At 66.1% G+C, this 14,274-nt stretch carries 12 protein-coding genes; 7 read left to right on the top strand and 5 right to left on the bottom strand.

Features of this window, described 5'->3' with window-relative positions; translation table 11 throughout:
* Positions 1 to 45: 45 nt before the first annotated feature.
* Complete coding sequence (locus BBJ41_RS29795) at positions 46 to 990, bottom strand: LysR substrate-binding domain-containing protein (protein WP_069749763.1); 945 nt, start codon at positions 988 to 990, stop codon at positions 46 to 48.
* Positions 991 to 1,099: 109 nt separating this feature from the next.
* Between BBJ41_RS29795 and metC the strand changes: the two genes are divergently transcribed.
* The 6 genes from metC (at position 1,100) to BBJ41_RS29765 (ending at position 7,499) form a co-directional block, all read left to right on the top strand.
* Positions 1,100 to 2,263 (top strand): cystathionine beta-lyase, encoded by a 1,164-nt coding sequence (gene metC, locus BBJ41_RS29790; RefSeq protein ID WP_069749762.1) that lies wholly within the window; start codon positions 1,100 to 1,102, stop codon positions 2,261 to 2,263.
* A 42-nt stretch (positions 2,264 to 2,305) separates the two neighbouring features.
* Complete coding sequence (locus BBJ41_RS29785) at positions 2,306 to 3,145, top strand: ABC transporter substrate-binding protein (RefSeq protein WP_069749761.1); 840 nt, start codon at positions 2,306 to 2,308, stop codon at positions 3,143 to 3,145.
* Positions 3,146 to 3,148: 3 nt separating this feature from the next.
* Positions 3,149 to 3,799, top strand: a complete 651-nt coding sequence (locus BBJ41_RS29780) for an amino acid ABC transporter permease (protein WP_069749760.1) — start codon at positions 3,149 to 3,151, stop codon at positions 3,797 to 3,799.
* An 8-nt stretch (positions 3,800 to 3,807) separates the two neighbouring features.
* A complete protein-coding gene (locus BBJ41_RS29775) occupies positions 3,808 to 4,566 on the top strand; it encodes an amino acid ABC transporter ATP-binding protein (protein WP_069749759.1) in 759 nt (252 codons plus the stop codon).
* A 64-nt stretch (positions 4,567 to 4,630) separates the two neighbouring features.
* Positions 4,631 to 5,794: an NAD(P)/FAD-dependent oxidoreductase gene (locus BBJ41_RS29770; RefSeq protein ID WP_069749758.1), complete on the top strand. Its 1,164-nt coding sequence runs from the start codon at positions 4,631 to 4,633 to the stop codon at positions 5,792 to 5,794.
* A gap of 226 nt (positions 5,795 to 6,020) precedes the next feature.
* Positions 6,021 to 7,499, top strand: a complete 1,479-nt coding sequence (locus BBJ41_RS29765) for an aminotransferase class V-fold PLP-dependent enzyme (protein ID WP_069749757.1) — start codon at positions 6,021 to 6,023, stop codon at positions 7,497 to 7,499.
* A gap of 33 nt (positions 7,500 to 7,532) precedes the next feature.
* Here BBJ41_RS29765 and BBJ41_RS29760 read toward each other — a convergent pair whose 3' ends face one another.
* Complete coding sequence (locus tag BBJ41_RS29760; protein ID WP_069749756.1) at positions 7,533 to 8,360, bottom strand: AraC family transcriptional regulator; 828 nt, start codon at positions 8,358 to 8,360, stop codon at positions 7,533 to 7,535.
* 136 nt (positions 8,361 to 8,496) lie between these two features.
* Here BBJ41_RS29760 and BBJ41_RS29755 point away from each other — a divergent pair, with 136 nt between their 5' ends.
* Positions 8,497 to 9,156: a glutathione S-transferase family protein gene (locus BBJ41_RS29755; protein ID WP_069750433.1), complete on the top strand. Its 660-nt coding sequence runs from the start codon at positions 8,497 to 8,499 to the stop codon at positions 9,154 to 9,156.
* 68 nt (positions 9,157 to 9,224) lie between these two features.
* On the opposite strand, the gene BBJ41_RS29750 is transcribed toward BBJ41_RS29755, so the two are convergent.
* The 3 genes from BBJ41_RS29750 to BBJ41_RS29740 form a co-directional block, all read right to left on the bottom strand.
* The gene (locus BBJ41_RS29750; RefSeq protein WP_069749755.1) at positions 9,225 to 9,656 is read right to left on the bottom strand and encodes a 2-oxoglutarate dehydrogenase; all 432 of its coding nucleotides are present in this window, start codon (positions 9,654 to 9,656) and stop codon (positions 9,225 to 9,227) included.
* Positions 9,657 to 9,699: 43 nt separating this feature from the next.
* Complete coding sequence (locus tag BBJ41_RS29745) at positions 9,700 to 11,547, bottom strand: S10 family serine carboxypeptidase-like protein (protein ID WP_069749754.1); 1,848 nt, start codon at positions 11,545 to 11,547, stop codon at positions 9,700 to 9,702.
* Positions 11,548 to 12,244: 697 nt separating this feature from the next.
* Entirely contained in the window at positions 12,245 to 14,056 is a 1,812-nt protein-coding gene (locus BBJ41_RS29740; RefSeq protein WP_069749753.1) for an ExeM/NucH family extracellular endonuclease, read from the bottom strand.
* Between the last annotated feature and the right edge of the window lie 218 nt (positions 14,057 to 14,274).

The following is a 14,274-nucleotide window of genomic DNA, read 5'->3' as shown; positions in this document are numbered from 1 at the left end:
GAGCGTCCCGATCGCGTGCGCGACGGCACCGGAGCCCGCGCCACCCTACGCCCCCCGCGAATCCTTCGCCTTGCCTTTCCTGCCGAACAGCGCCCCGAGCGCATTTTTATCGGCCTCCAGCTGGATCCGCATGTGCTGGAGAAACACCCGCGCGTTCTCCGACATCGGCGTGCCCGGACGAAACACCAGCACGCCCGTAAACGCGACATCGACATCGAACGGCCGCACGACGAGCCCGCGCGACACGAAGTCCAGCGCCACGAGCGGATGCGCGAAGCCCACGCCCACCCCGGCGAGCGCGAGTTCGCACACGGTATGCGAGTACGGCGTCTCGACCAGCGGCTTCAGCACGACGCCGAGCCCGCGCAACTGCGTTTCGAGCCGCAGCCGCGTGCTGTCCTCCGGGTTCAGCGCGATGAAGGCCGTCTGCGAAAGATCGTCGGCCCGGATCACGCTCCTGGCGGCGAGCGGGTGCGCCGCATTCATCACCGCGACGCCGGGCATCGTGACGAACGCCGAGTGTTCGAGCCCGGCCATCGACATCTCGTCGGACATCAAGCCGAAATCCACCTGCCCGGCCGACACCTTCTCGTGCACCTCGCGGGAGCTCATCACCTGCAGCGAAATCTGGACATCGCGCGCCGCCGCGTCGAACGATGCAATCACGCGCGGCAGGAAGGCGGTGCCGAGCGCGGGCAGCGACGCGATCGCGAGCCGCCCCAATCCATAGGAACGCAGGCTGCGAATCCGGTGCTCGATCACCTCGAAGCCGAGAAAGTAGCGATCGACGTCGCGCATCAGCGCAACGGCCTCCTGCGTCGGCACGAGACGGCTGCGCACGCGTTCGAACAGGCGGAACCCCGCCATGCTCTCGAGCCGCCGGATCGACTGGCTCACCGCCGGCTGCGAAATCTCCAGCACGCCGGCCGCCTTGCTCGTACTTCCGGCGTTCATCACCGCCCGGAACACCTCGATATCGCGCACGCTCACCTATAACCCCGGCTTATCAACCTAATTATTTCCGATGTTGCTGCAAACGGACGCGAAAGTAAAACTGCACGTCATCCAATCAGCCCGCCACGGAGCACGCACCCGAACCATGACCACGACCACGCCGTTCCCCCCGCAACCGTTCCGCAGCCTGTCGCCGGCTGTGATGCGCGCATCGACCGTCGTGTTCGATTCGCTCGACGAATTCGCCCGCCGCAAGGAGCGCCAGCCCGACGGCTACAGCTACGGCATCACCGGCACGCCGACGGCGCGCGAACTGGAGCGCCGCATCGCCGCGCTCGAAGGCGGCGCGCACTGCGTGCTGGCGCCGTCCGGGCAGGCCGCGCTGATGACCGCCGTGATGGGCTTCGTGCGCGGCGGCGATCACCTGCTCGTTTCCGCCGCCTGCTACGGCGCGCTCAAGACCTTCGCGCAGAAATGGCTCGCGATGTTCGACGTCGAAGTCGAGCTGTACGAACCGGCGATCGGCGCGCGCATCGAGCAGTACGTGAAGCCGAACACGCGCATGATCTGCATGGAGTCGCCGGGCACGGTGACGATGGAAATGCCGGACATTCCCGCGATCGTCGCGGTCGCGCGCCGCCACGGCGTGATGACGATGATGGACAACACGTGGGCCAGCCCGCTCGCGTTTCGTCCGCTCGAACACGGCGTGGACCTGAGCGTCGAAGCGGCCACCAAGCTGTTCGGCGGCCACTCCGACCTGCTGCTCGGCGCGATCAGCATGAACGACTTCGCGTACTACGAGACCTTGCGCGAGACGCAGAGCATCCTCGGCCAGCAGGCCAGCCCCGACGACTGCTTCCTCGTGTTGCGCGGCCTCGAAACGCTGAAGGTGCGCTTCGATGCGCAGAGCGCGGCCGCGCTGCATGTCGCGCAGCAACTCGAAGCGCACCCGGCCGTTCGCAAGGTGCTGTTTCCGGCGCTCCCGTCCGACGCGGGCCACGCGATCTGGAAGCGCGATTTCTCCGGCAACGGCTGCCTGTTCTCGCTGATGCTCGAACCCGCGCCGGAGGCCGCGTTCACGGCGTTCTTCGATGCGCTGCGCGTCTTCGCGATCGGCGCGAGCTGGGGCGGCGTGCACAGCCTCGCCGCGTACTACCCGGCGCCGCTGCAGGCGCAGCGCGCATTCCCGCTGACCGACCAGCCGATCATCCGCCTGTCGATCGGGCTCGAAGCGCCCGATGTGCTGCTCGACGATCTCCACGCCGGCCTCGCGGCATTCGCCGACGCCAAGGCACGCGCGGCGTAACGCCGCCGTTGCGCCCGATCAACCGAAACGGAAGAACACACGATGAAAACGCAGACCTCTATCGTCATGGCCCGATGCCTGGCCGCGCTCGGAATGGCGGGCGCGCTGGCCTTCACCAGCGCCCAGGCCGGCGCAACGGATCTTCTCGCGGCCGCGCGCGCCAATGGCGCGTTGCGGGTCGCGAACACGCAGAGCAGCCCGCCGTGGAGCCTGCTCGACGATCGCAACCAGCCGGCCGGCTACGACGTCGAAGTCGCGCGCGAAGTCGCGAAACGCATCGGCGTGAAGCAGATCGTGTTCGTCGCCGACTCGTTCAAGAACTTCGTCGAAGGGCTCAAGTCCGGGAAATACGATCTGGTGATGAACGACCTGACGCCGACGGCCGAACGCAGCAAGCAGGTCGATTTCGCGAAACCCTACGGCGTCGAGGACTTCCGCATCTTCGTACGGTCCGACAACACGAGCGTGCACGGGCAGGCGGACCTGAAGGGCAAGCGCGTCGGCGTGACCACCGGCTCGTCGAACGAGGCATGGGCACGCGCGCACCTGAAGGATTCCGATATCCGCGCGTACGACAACGGCGGCCTCGTGTTCAACGATCTCGGCAGCGGCCGCCTCGACGCGGTCATCATCTCCCACTTCGGCGGGATGAAATACGCGAACGTGAATCACCTGCCGGTCAAGGAAGTCGGCGAGCCGCTGATCTACCAGCTTTCCGCGCCCGCGCTCGTGAAGGGGCAACCGGCGCTCCTCGCCGCGGTGGACAAGGCCATCGACGACATGACGGCCGACGGCACGCTCGAGCGGCTCGCGAAACGCTGGGTCGGCGCGGACTACGACATGGTCGGCACCATCGCGAAGGCGAAAGCGCAGAAGGAGTAACGCATGTTCGATCTCTTCGTGCGTTCGCTGCCGCTGCTCGAAAGCGCGGTGACGATGACCGTGTTCCTCGGCCTCTCGTCGTTCGCGCTCGGCTCGGCACTGGGGCTCGCCGTCGCGCTCGCGCGGGTCTCGTCGATCCGGTCGTTGCGCGGCATCGCGTTCGCTTACGTGTCCGTGTTTCGCGGCACGCCGCTGCTCGTGCAGATCCTGCTGATCTACTTCGGCCTGCCGCGCTACGGCATCACGCTCGAACCGGTGCCGGCCGCGCTGCTCGCGCTGACGCTCTTTTCGGCGGCGTATCTCAGCGAGAACTTCCGCTCCGGGATCAATGCGGTCGATCGCGGCCAGTGGGAGGCCGCGCATTCGCTCGGCATGAACTACTGGAAGATGATGTGGCGTGTGATCCTGCCGCAAGGGCTGCGCATCGCCATCCCGCCCGTCGGCAGCCGCATGATCGCGCTGATCAAGGACACGTCGCTGGCGTCCACGATCACCGTCGTCGAGCTCACCCGCGTGGCCGACCAGGTCGGCGCGTCGACCTTCCGGTACATGGAGATGTTCCTGATGGTCGGCCTGATCTACTGGGTCATCAACCAGATCCTGACGATCGTCCAGACGATTTTCGAAGGCCGCGTGTCGCGGCGCTTCCAATGACACTACCTATGAATACCATCGTCGTTCAGGGATTGACCAAATCCTTCGGAGCAAACGCCGTGCTGCGCGGCGTCGACTTCTGCGTCGCACGCGGCGAAGTCGTCGTCCTGATGGGCCCGTCCGGCTCGGGCAAGACCACGCTGCTGCGCTCGCTGAATTTTCTCGAGCTGCCCGATGCGGGCACGGTGTCGGTCTGCGGCATCGAGATCGAACGCACGGGCGGCGCCGCGCTGTCGCGCGACGAGCAGCAACGCGTGAAGGCCATTCGCCAGCGCACGGCGATGGTGTTCCAGTCGTTCAACCTGTTCCCGCATCGCACCGCGCTGGAGAACGTCATCGAAGGGCTCGTGAGCGTGAAGGGCGTGAGGAAAGGCGAAGCCGTCGAGCGCGGCCTGCACCTGCTCGATCGCGTGGGCCTCGCGCACAAGGCCGGCGAATATCCCGCGCGGCTGTCGGGCGGCCAGAAGCAGCGTGTCGCGATTGCCCGCGGCCTCGCGATGGACCCGGAAGTCATCCTGTTCGACGAGCCGACTTCCGCGCTCGATCCGGCGTTGCGCGAAGACGTGCTCGCGGTCATGCGCGAGCTGGCGGGCAACGGCATGACGATGCTGGTCGTCACGCACGAAGTGCGGTTCGCGCAGGACGTCGCCGATCGCGTGGTGTTCATGGAGAACGGCGTGGTCGTGGAAGACACGACGCCCGCCGCGTTCTTCACGGGCGGCACGCATCCGCGCGTTCGCCAGTTCCTCAATCTCATCGAAACCTGACGCGCGCCGGTCCGGCCGCCGATGTGATCCGCGTTGCGACAACCACCGAAAAAAGGAGACCCGCATGAACCGCCGGCAATTCTTACCCGTCCTGGCCGCCCCGCTCGCCGCAGCGCTGCCGCGCATCACGCGCGCGGCGAAACCGAAGGATCGCGTCATCGTGATCGGCAGCGGCGTGATGGGCGCGTCGATCGCCTATCACCTCGCCCGGCGCGGCGCGGACGTCACGCTCATCGAGAAGGACGCGCCCGCCTCCGGCACGACGCGAAATTCGTTTGCGTGGATCAACGCGAACAACAAGACGCCCTACTCGTACTACGCGCTGAACTACGAAGGCATCCTCGGGTGGCGGCGCCTGCAGCTCGAGATCGGGCCGTCGCTGCAGATTCAATGGGGCGGCGGCATCTCGTGGTGCGGCCCGGACCCGCAGCAGATCGACAAGCTCCACTACACGACCGCGCTGCACCAGCCGTGGGGTTATCCGATCCGCAACATCACGCGCGACGACCTCGAACGGCTGGTGCCCGGCGTGCACGCCGGCGATTTCGGCACGGGCTGGCATTCGACCATCGACGGGACGCTCGATCCGGTGGCCGCGACGCTGGCGCTGGTCCAGGCCGGCATCCGGGCCGGCGTCACGCTGCAGAAGGCCAGCGTCGCGACGATCGATTTCAGCGGCGGCCGCGCGAGCGGCGTGACGACAGACAAGGGGCCGTTCTTCGCGGATCACGTCGTGATCGCGGCCGGCAACGACTCGACCCGGCTCGGCGCGCAGGCGGGCATCCCGGTGCCGCTGCGCACGTCGAAAGGCATTCTGGCCCACAGCAAGCCGATGCCGCCGCTCGTGCACCAGGTGCTGATGCCGGCCGGCCTCGACATCAAGCAGAATCCCGACGGGCGCATCGTGACCGGATCGAATTTCGGCGACACCGGCGCGCTGGAACCGACGCCGGCACTCGGCGCGAAGCTCCTCGAACGCGTGACCACCGTGCTGCCGGATACGCGCGGGATCGAACTCGACTACATGACGCTCGGCTACCGCGTCCTGCCGCGCGACGAATATCCGATCATGGGCCGCGGCCGCCAATACGCGAATGTCCACGTGGCCGCGATGCACAGCGGCATGACGTCCGCGCCGGCCATCGGGCAGCTGCTTGCGATCGAAGTGCTCGACGGCGTCGAAACGACCCAGCTCCAGGACTTCCGCCCGCAGCGCTTTTTCGCTTGAAGCCGTGATCCGACGACCGGCCGGCCCGGGCGGGCGTCCGCCGGTCAAACCCGCTGTTGCCGGGCGCGGCGCGGGCCGGGTCGGGTCACGAAAAACAAATTCCCCCAATCCACATCCAGAGAAAACGTTATTCCATATCAAGCTGGATCGGCGACCCATTTTGGATCCATTTTCCCTCCTGTCCCCCGTATCATTTCTCCCATTCGGAAATGAGCAAGAGACGGACATGAGCGATACCCACACGTTGCACTACCTCGACTACGCGGCCACGACGCCTGCGGACCCCCGCGTGATCGAAGCGATGACGGCCTGCCTCGGCTTCGACGGCATCTTCGGCAATCCCGCGTCGAGCTCGCACGTCGCCGGCCGGCTCGCGCGGGAACAGGTCGAACGCGCGCGCGCGCAGGTCGCCGCGCTCATCGGCGCGGAGGCCGACGAGATCGTCTGGACGTCGGGCGCCACCGAATCGAACAACCTCGCGCTGAAGGGCTACGCGGAAACCGCGACCGACAAGCGCCACCTGGTCACGAGCCGCATCGAGCACAAGGCGATCCTCGACACGATGGCGAGCCTGTCCAAGCGCGGGACGTCGGTCACCTTCCTGACGCCCACGCGCGACGGCGAAATCACCGCTGACGCCGTGGCCGCCGCGATCGGCCCCGATACCGGCCTCGTGTCGCTGATGCTCGTGAACAACGAGCTCGGCACGCTGACCGACATCGCCGCGATCTCGCGCATCGTGCACGCGGCGGGCGCGCTCCTTCACGTCGACGCGGCGCAGGCGCTCGGCAAGACGCCGATCGACGTGCGCGCGCTCGGCATCGACATGATGTCGATGTCGGCACACAAGGTGTACGGCCCGAAGGGGATCGGCGCGCTGTTCGTCCGCCGCGACATCGCGGATCGAATCGCGCCTCAGATTCACGGCGGCGGACACGAGCGCGGCTTGCGCTCGGGCACGCTCGCGACGCATCAGATCGTCGGCATGGGCGTCGCGTGCGAACTCGCTGCTGAAAAACTCGATGGCGAAGCCGCACGAATCGCGGCGCTCGGCGCACGCCTGACGAGCGCGCTGTTCGCGCTCGGCGACGTCACGCAAAACGCGGCGGCCGCCCGCCGCATCCCGCACACGTTGAGCCTGACGGTGCATGCACCGGGCTTTTTCCCGTTCATGCTCGGCGATGCGCTCGCCGTGTCGTCGACGTCCGCGTGCAACTCGACCAGCGGCGCGCCGTCGCACGTGCTGACCGCGATCGGCCTCGATACCGAAACGGCCGGCCGTACCGTGCGCATCAGCTTCGGCCGCTTCACGACCGAACAGGACGTCGATTTCGCGATCGACTGTTTCCGCAAGGCGATCGAACAATGCCGCGCGACCGCGTCGAGCGGGTTTTCCGTGTCGCGGCAGATCACGCCGGCCGAGCTGAAAGCGATCCGGAATGCCGGCTTCCGCTCGATCATCTGCAACCGGCCGGACGGCGAAGGCGCCGATCAGCCCGCGTTCGACGAGATCGCCGCGGCCGCCCGCGAACTGGGCCTCGATGCGCGCTACCTGCCGGTCGAGCGCGATCGCATCGGCGAAGCGGAAGTCGACGCGTTCGAAGCGTTGCTCGACTCGCTGCCGAAACCCGTGCTCGCGTATTGCCGCAGCGGCAGCCGCTCGGGCGCACTCTGGAACCGCGTGGCGGCCCGGCATACGGCCTGAGCCGGCGCGTATTGGCCGACTAGCGCGCGACGCTCACTCCGCGCCCGTTGCGCGGCTGTCGTCCCGCCGGTACTCCGCCGGCGCCTTGCCCACCAGCTTGCGGAAATCGCGCGTGAAATGCGCCTGATCGAAATAGCCCAGCGCGTGGGCCAGCTCCGCCAGATCGACCGTCTCGCCGCCGGCAAGTTTGTCGGCGGCTTCGTGCAGGCGATAGCGGCAGATCACCCACTTCGGCGTCACCCCCACGTAGTCGGAAAAAAGCTGCTGCAACGTGCGCTCGCTCAGGCCGGCGCGTTCGGCGAGGTCGCGCACCTGCGTGAGGCCGATGTCCTGTTGCAGCATCTGCAGAATTGCGTGGATACGCTCGACCTGCGGATCGGGCGGCGGCAGCACGCGTAACAGCAGCGACTCGGCGGCCGACACCATCCCTGCATCGTCCTGCGCGCCGAGCACGCTGTCTTCGGCTTCGGCATCGCTGCCGCCGAGCAGCGTCGACACCGGCAGCACCTTGTCGGTCAACCCGTGCACCGGCTTGCCGAAAAATGCGCGGAACGCGCCGGGCCGAAAGCGCAAACCGATCACACGCCCCGCTTCCGCCAGCGTCGTCTCGAACGCGCCCGACACCACGCCGAAGATGCCCGTTTGCCGTCGGTCGAACACCATGTTCACGCATGGATACGGCAGCGTGCGCTGCACGTACGGCGGCTGGCCGCGCAAATCCCATTCGACGATCCAGTGGTGATCGAGCACGCCGGCCAGTTCCGCGCACGGGTAGTAGCGGTTCAGGCGAAAGCGCTGGCTGAAGGCGCGAGGGCCGACCACACCCTTGGGTGTCTCGGTGACGTGACGCAAGTCGGTCATGGTGCGGGCGATGGCAGGCAGTGAAAGCGGTTGCGTGATGATGCACCGCCACAGCGGATTTTTCCAAGACGGCGGCGCGCGGCCGGCCTACATTGGGTGTCTTCGTCCCGACCCGTCACGTTCCGGAGCCCCCGCCATCCAACAAGACCGCCACCTGATCCTCTACCACGCCACGCGCAGCCGATCGGCCGGCGCCCGCATGTTGCTCGAAGAACTGAACGCCGACTATGAACTGCACGCGTTCGACCTGCCCGCCGGCCGGCACCACGCGCCCGATTATCTCGCCATCAATCCGATGGGCAAGGTGCCCGCACTGCGCCACGGCGACGTGATCGTCACCGAGCAGGCCGCCGTCTACCTGTATGCGGCGGAACTGTATCCGGAAGCCGGCCTGTCGCCGGCGGCAGGCGATGCGCTGCGCGGACCGTACCTGCGCTGGATGGTGTTCTACGGTTCATGCTTCGAGCCGGCCATCGTCGACCGTTCGATGAACCGGCCGCCCGCGCCGTACTCGACGTCGCCGTATGGCGACTTCGATACCGTCGTCAACGCGATCGGCGCACAGCTGGCGAACGGCCCCTACCTGCTCGGCGAACGCTTCACGGCGGCGGATGTGCTGTGGGCGTCGGCGCTGAGCTGGATCACGATGTTCAAGCTGATACCCGACACGCCGGTGGTGCGCGGCTATATCGACCGCGTGCTGGCGCGGCCGGGCATCCAGCGCGCGATCGCGGCGGATGCCGCGCTGGCGGAAGCGGACGACCAGGCCAGGGCCGCCGCCGCGCAGGCAAGCTAGCGCGCCATCGATACATTCAACCGGCAGCCGGCGCGCATCATGCACCGGCTGCCGCCCTGCTCACGCCATCACTCGTCCTGCTGTTCCTGCTGCGCCTGCACCTGCCGCTGCTGGATGAACTGCCGCACATCGCTCATCGTCACGCGCCCGGTGTGCTTCGAGTCGATCTCGTCGAAGTGCTTGGACACGAAACCGAGCCCGCTGCTCTGCGCCTGCGCCTTCGTCACGGCCGCGCCATTACTCAGCACCGTATTGCCGCCGAGCCGCGCGTCGACGCGTTGCTGCGCCTGCTGCTGCAGCGTCGCGCCGGTCGACGGCAGGACCGGCGCCGCACGCGTCGCAGGAAAGAACGGACCGTCGACACCGCGCCCGCCATGCGGAAGCTTCACCGGCGCCACCGCCTGCGGCGGCAACGCGTAGGCACTGCTCATCACGGCACCGAGGACGATCAACGGAGACATACGCCGCATCATTTTGATTAGGGACATGATCACTCGCATTCAATGGATGAATAGAGGGTTCCTGTAACAAGGAGTCCGTCGCTCAGGGGGCCGCTGCCAGCGTCGTCGCGGCCGTCGCGCCCGGCACGCTGCCGGTCGGCACGCTGGGCGGGTTCTCGTCCGGCCACGGCGGCGGCAGCGTGTGCAGCGTCAGCGCCGTCGGAATCCGCGCGCCCTTGTAGAACGTCTTCAGGTCACGCTTCATCTGCGGACGGGCAACGTCGTCCAGGTAAATCATGTGGCCGCCCTGGAAGAAATTCACCTGCAGCTTCGCATGGAGGCCCTTCACCGTCTGCAGCCGCGCGAGTTGCTTCTCGGTGTTGAAGAACGGCGTCGCGAGATCGTGATAGCCGTTCTCCGCGAGCACGCGAAGCTTCGGGTTGAGCTGCAGCGCACCGAGCAGATCGGGGATCGTGTCCGGCATCGGCTGGCCGTCGTGCGTGAAGTCCCATACGCCGATGATGTTGTCGTTCAGCGGCAGGTACGTCGCGTTCGGCGCGGTGTAGCCGAGGTAATCCGGCATCTGTGTCGCGAGCGCGTTCGTGAACGGCTGCGAGATCAGGATGTCGGACGGATCGCCGTCGTTCTGCAGGCGCGGATCGGAATTCGGCAGCGACACGCGTCCGTCATACCGGCCGATCGTCGTGCCGGGCAGCAGGCTCGTGCCGAACGGATTCGCGTTGAAGTAGCCGCGCAGCGCCTGTTGCGTCAGGCTCGACGGTATCGACCACAACCTGAGCGTCGCATCGCTCGGGAATACCGGCGTGCCGAGCGCGTCCGGAATGCCGAGCTGGCTCAACACCCAAGACTGCGAATACTTCTGCAGCTGGTTGTAGATCAGCGTCGTGAACAGTTCGGTCTGCAGTGCATACAGCCCCTGGTTCACCGGCGCAGGAGACACCTGGTTGAAGTACGCCGCGACCGCCGCATACCCGGGCAGATACCCGGCCACGGTATCGGTTTCGAGCAGCAGCCCTTCCGTCGACTGCGTGATCGCCACCGCTTCCACCGCATCCGCGAAGTAGTTCAGGATCGCCGACTGCAGCACGATGCCCGTCAGGTGCACGCCGGCCGATTCGAGCGCCAGCGCCAGCATGTCGGTACGCGGCGTGCCATACGATTCGCCATACAGATAGATCGGCGAGCTGCTGCGGCTGTTGACGTTCAGGTAGCGCTGGATGAAGTCGCGCATGATGTTCACGTCCGCATCGGAACCCCAGTACTTCTGGTTGGTGTTCGGCAACACGGCTTCCGACAGCCCGGTTCCCGGCGGGTCGATGAACACGAGGTCGGTGGTGTCGATCAGGCTCTCCGCGTTGTCGACGAGCGGATAGTTCGGCCAGTTGTTGCCGAACAGCGGATCGGGCGTGGCGACGCGCGTCGGCGCGAACGAGCCGAGGCGCAGCCAGATCGACGATGATCCGGGGCCGCCGTTATACACGAACGTGACGGGACGCGGCTTGCCGTTCGTGCTCGGCGCCGTGTACGCGACATACGACATCGACGCTTCGGCATTGCCGTTCGCGTCCTGCGCGGTCAGGTGGCCGGTGGTGGTCGTGTAGTTGACGGTCGTGCCGCCCGACTTCCACTGGTAATGCATGACCGCCGCTTTCTCCGACACCTGCGCAGCGGCAAGGCCGTCGGTCGCGTTCATCGAATACGCGACCTGATCGACGTAAGGCTGGTTGGCCGCCGGCGCCTGGTTGCCGGCCGCTTGCGCGCTGGCCTGCTGGCTGGCCGTGGCCTGCGCGAGGCTGGACGCGCCGACGGACGACGAATCGTCGCCGCCGCATGCCGCGAGCGCCAGTGTCATGACGGTCAATGCGCCTAGCCCGGCCAACCGGCCGTGACGATCACGGCGGCTGCCGGTACAGCTCCTGTCTGGTTTCATCTCTATCCTTGTGCCTGGTTCGAATACCACTTCACAAAGGCCGCCTTCACTGGCGAGACGCGCAGCAACACCCGCCACTCGCGCACAAGGCGGTTGGGATCGGACTGCTTCAAGAGACTGAACGTGATACAGACACAGCAAACTGCTGGCGAGAATCGTGCTTGAACCGCCCCCTGCAGTTTGGACTTCTTTTCTGATTACCGAAATTTACGACATCGACAAAATAGGCGGTGCTGCGCCGCGTTGTCAAAGATCATTCCGATATTAAAAATCCCGTAATGATGCGAAGGGCCGCAAGTGTCTGGGATTTGAAAGAAAAAATGATTATTCGTGCAAGCTGCGCCTTATCGACAATGATTCGCCGAATATTTTAATTTTCCAGCACAACCTACAAGCCTTGCCCGTATTGATGCAGCGCCTCAAAACCCTTCAGATTGACTGGATTTTTCTTTCATTTTAATTATCGGGAATCGATTAAGCCGGCGGTGCGGTGCGCATACGTCATTCGACGAACCGATTCACTTCAGCCATTCTTCAATCCGGGTGCCTGCATGCGCCTCACCATCCACAAAATACCGATTCCGTTAATGCATACCGGTTTGGCGCGGCATTATTTACCCGATATTCGACGGCATTTTCCGCGCAGATGATGCGCGGCATGTCGTATCGCCGCGCATCGTCTTCATTCAACCCGCCATCAATGCCCGCCGCCCGGCAGCGCGATATCGATCAGCACCGGATCGTGATCCGACGAACGATACGCATCCGGCGCGTAGTACGTCTTCTGCTGCTCGGCCGACTTGTACGCGAGCGTGTACTGCAGCGCGAGCGGCTCGTCCGCGTTGATGTGCCATTCGTGCACGGCCTTCACGTGCGATGCGAGCGGCAGCGTTGCGAGCGCGTGATCGAGATAACCGGCTTCGCCGTTGTACACGTAGCTGTACGCATTCGCGCCGATCCAGCGCGCGACGAGGTTGCGGTAGCCGCGCGATTCGAGCGTGCGGATCGGGTCTTCGTACGTGTAGCTGTTGAAGTCGCCGATCAGCAGCACGCCCTGGCCCGCGACGCCCGTCGGCGAGCCGGCGAGCCAGTCGGCCACCTTCGCCGCCGCGCGCGTGCGCGTCGGGTTCCAGCAGCCCTGGCCGTCGCCCTGGTCGAGATCGTCGTTCGCGGCGTCCGGGCAGTTCTTCGACTTCAGGTGATTGACCGCGACGGTCAGCGCCTGATTACCGCCGATGCGGCGGAACGACTGCGCGAGCGGCTGGCGGTTCTTGTCGTCGATCGCGAGCGTCGCCGCGCGGCCGACCGGTTCGACCTTGCGGCTGTCGTAGATCATCGCGACCGCGATCGCATCGCCGCCGAGACGCGACGTGCCCGGATCGACGACGCGCCAGTGATTGCCGAGCTTCGCCGCGAGTTGACGCACCGCGCTCAGTTCGCCGTAGCCGTTGTTCTGGATTTCCATCAGGCCGATCACGTCGGCGTCGAGCGCCTTCAGCGCGCTGACGATCTTCGCTTCCTGACGCTGGAATTCCTGGAAGTTCTTCGCGCCGCGGTTGTTCGGATCGTCGAAGCCGCCGCCGAGACCGTTGCCGTTGAAGTAGTTGAGGACGTTGAACGACGCGACGCGCAGGTTCGATTTCGGATCGCGTGCGGGCGCGTTGGTGCGCGGGTTCGCACGCGTGTCGAACGTCGGCAGCGTCGCGCCCGGCACCGGCTGCACGCGCCATGCGCCGTAGCGCACTTCGAGCACGCCTTCGACGTTGCGCACCGTGTAGCCCGCGCGCAGCGTGTTCGCGGCCGACAGTTCCGGCGCCGGATACGGCACGGTCGCGGGGTTCTGCTTGTTCGAACCGTCGTCGAGGATCAGGCGGTTGCGCGCGTTGGCGTCGATCTGCGTCTGCGCCTGTGCGGGCGGCACGACGCTCGTCGGCGTGCGCAGGCGGCCGTTGCTCAACATCACGCTGCCGTAGCGGCCGAGTTCGTAGTTGTCGGTGACGTTCAGCGTCTGCGGCAGGCGCACGAGCATCCCTTCATACGCGGCGAACACGCTCGGGTTGTCGACCGGCAGCGTGAGCGTCGCGGGCGTGACCGTCTGGCCGTTCGCGCACACCGCGATCGCGCCCGACAGCGTGAGCTGCGTCTGCCCGTATTTCTCCTCGACCTTGCCCGTCACGTGCACGAGGTCGCCCGCTTTCGCGCGCGCTTTCGGCGCATAGACGAACAGGCCCTCGGACACGCCCGGCTGGTTGCGGCGCTGCGCGTCGGCCTGCTGGACGAAGAAGCCGCCGAAGCCATCGGTGCCGCCGAAATCGGCGGTGACGACGGCTTCGATCGACACGTTCTGGCCGGCGAGCGGCGACGGCGCGCCCGGCCCCTGGATATCGGCGATCGGCGTCGTACTGCCGCCGCAGTTCGGGCTGACGGGTGCGGCGGTAGCGGCGAGCGCAGGCGTAGCGAGCGCGGGCAGAAGCAATAGCGGGGCAAACAGGCGGATTGTCGAGCGCATGACGGGAAATCCCGGTTGTGAGGGTGGCGAAAGCTTAGCGGCGCTCAATGACAGTTTTTGGTAATAAATTGATGGGTAGATGTAATTTTTCCCGGTCGCCGCAAGAGAAGAACGCCACGTTCCCGACTTGAGCCCGGGATGCAGCTCACGCTTGCTCCGTCCGCCGGCAATAGCAAAGCGTGCGTGGCAGACGGTCCGTATCAGTCAACAGCGCGCCC

It is taken from the genome of Burkholderia stabilis, from assembly GCF_001742165.1.
Taxonomy (GTDB): Bacteria; Pseudomonadota; Gammaproteobacteria; order Burkholderiales; family Burkholderiaceae; genus Burkholderia; species Burkholderia stabilis.
The sequence above is the reverse complement of the archived record's forward strand: the minus strand, read 5'-3'. Positions and strand labels throughout refer to the sequence as shown.

Excerpts from the sequence above, each read along its gene's own strand:
- metC (WP_069749762.1), top strand. The coding sequence starts at position 1,100 with ATGACCACGACCACGCCGTTCCCCCCGCAACCGTTCCGCAGCCTGTCG.
- BBJ41_RS29785 (WP_069749761.1), top strand. The coding sequence starts at position 2,306 with ATGAAAACGCAGACCTCTATCGTCATGGCCCGATGCCTGGCCGCGCTC.
- BBJ41_RS29780 (WP_069749760.1), top strand. The coding sequence starts at position 3,149 with ATGTTCGATCTCTTCGTGCGTTCGCTGCCGCTGCTCGAAAGCGCGGTG.
- BBJ41_RS29775 (WP_069749759.1), top strand. The coding sequence starts at position 3,808 with ATGAATACCATCGTCGTTCAGGGATTGACCAAATCCTTCGGAGCAAAC.
- BBJ41_RS29770 (WP_069749758.1), top strand. The coding sequence starts at position 4,631 with ATGAACCGCCGGCAATTCTTACCCGTCCTGGCCGCCCCGCTCGCCGCA.
- BBJ41_RS29765 (WP_069749757.1), top strand. The coding sequence starts at position 6,021 with ATGAGCGATACCCACACGTTGCACTACCTCGACTACGCGGCCACGACG.
- BBJ41_RS29760 (WP_069749756.1), bottom strand. The coding sequence starts at position 8,360 with ATGACCGACTTGCGTCACGTCACCGAGACACCCAAGGGTGTGGTCGGC.
- BBJ41_RS29750 (WP_069749755.1), bottom strand. The coding sequence starts at position 9,656 with ATGCGAGTGATCATGTCCCTAATCAAAATGATGCGGCGTATGTCTCCG.
- BBJ41_RS29745 (WP_069749754.1), bottom strand. The coding sequence starts at position 11,547 with ATGAAACCAGACAGGAGCTGTACCGGCAGCCGCCGTGATCGTCACGGC.
- BBJ41_RS29740 (WP_069749753.1), bottom strand. The coding sequence starts at position 14,056 with ATGCGCTCGACAATCCGCCTGTTTGCCCCGCTATTGCTTCTGCCCGCG.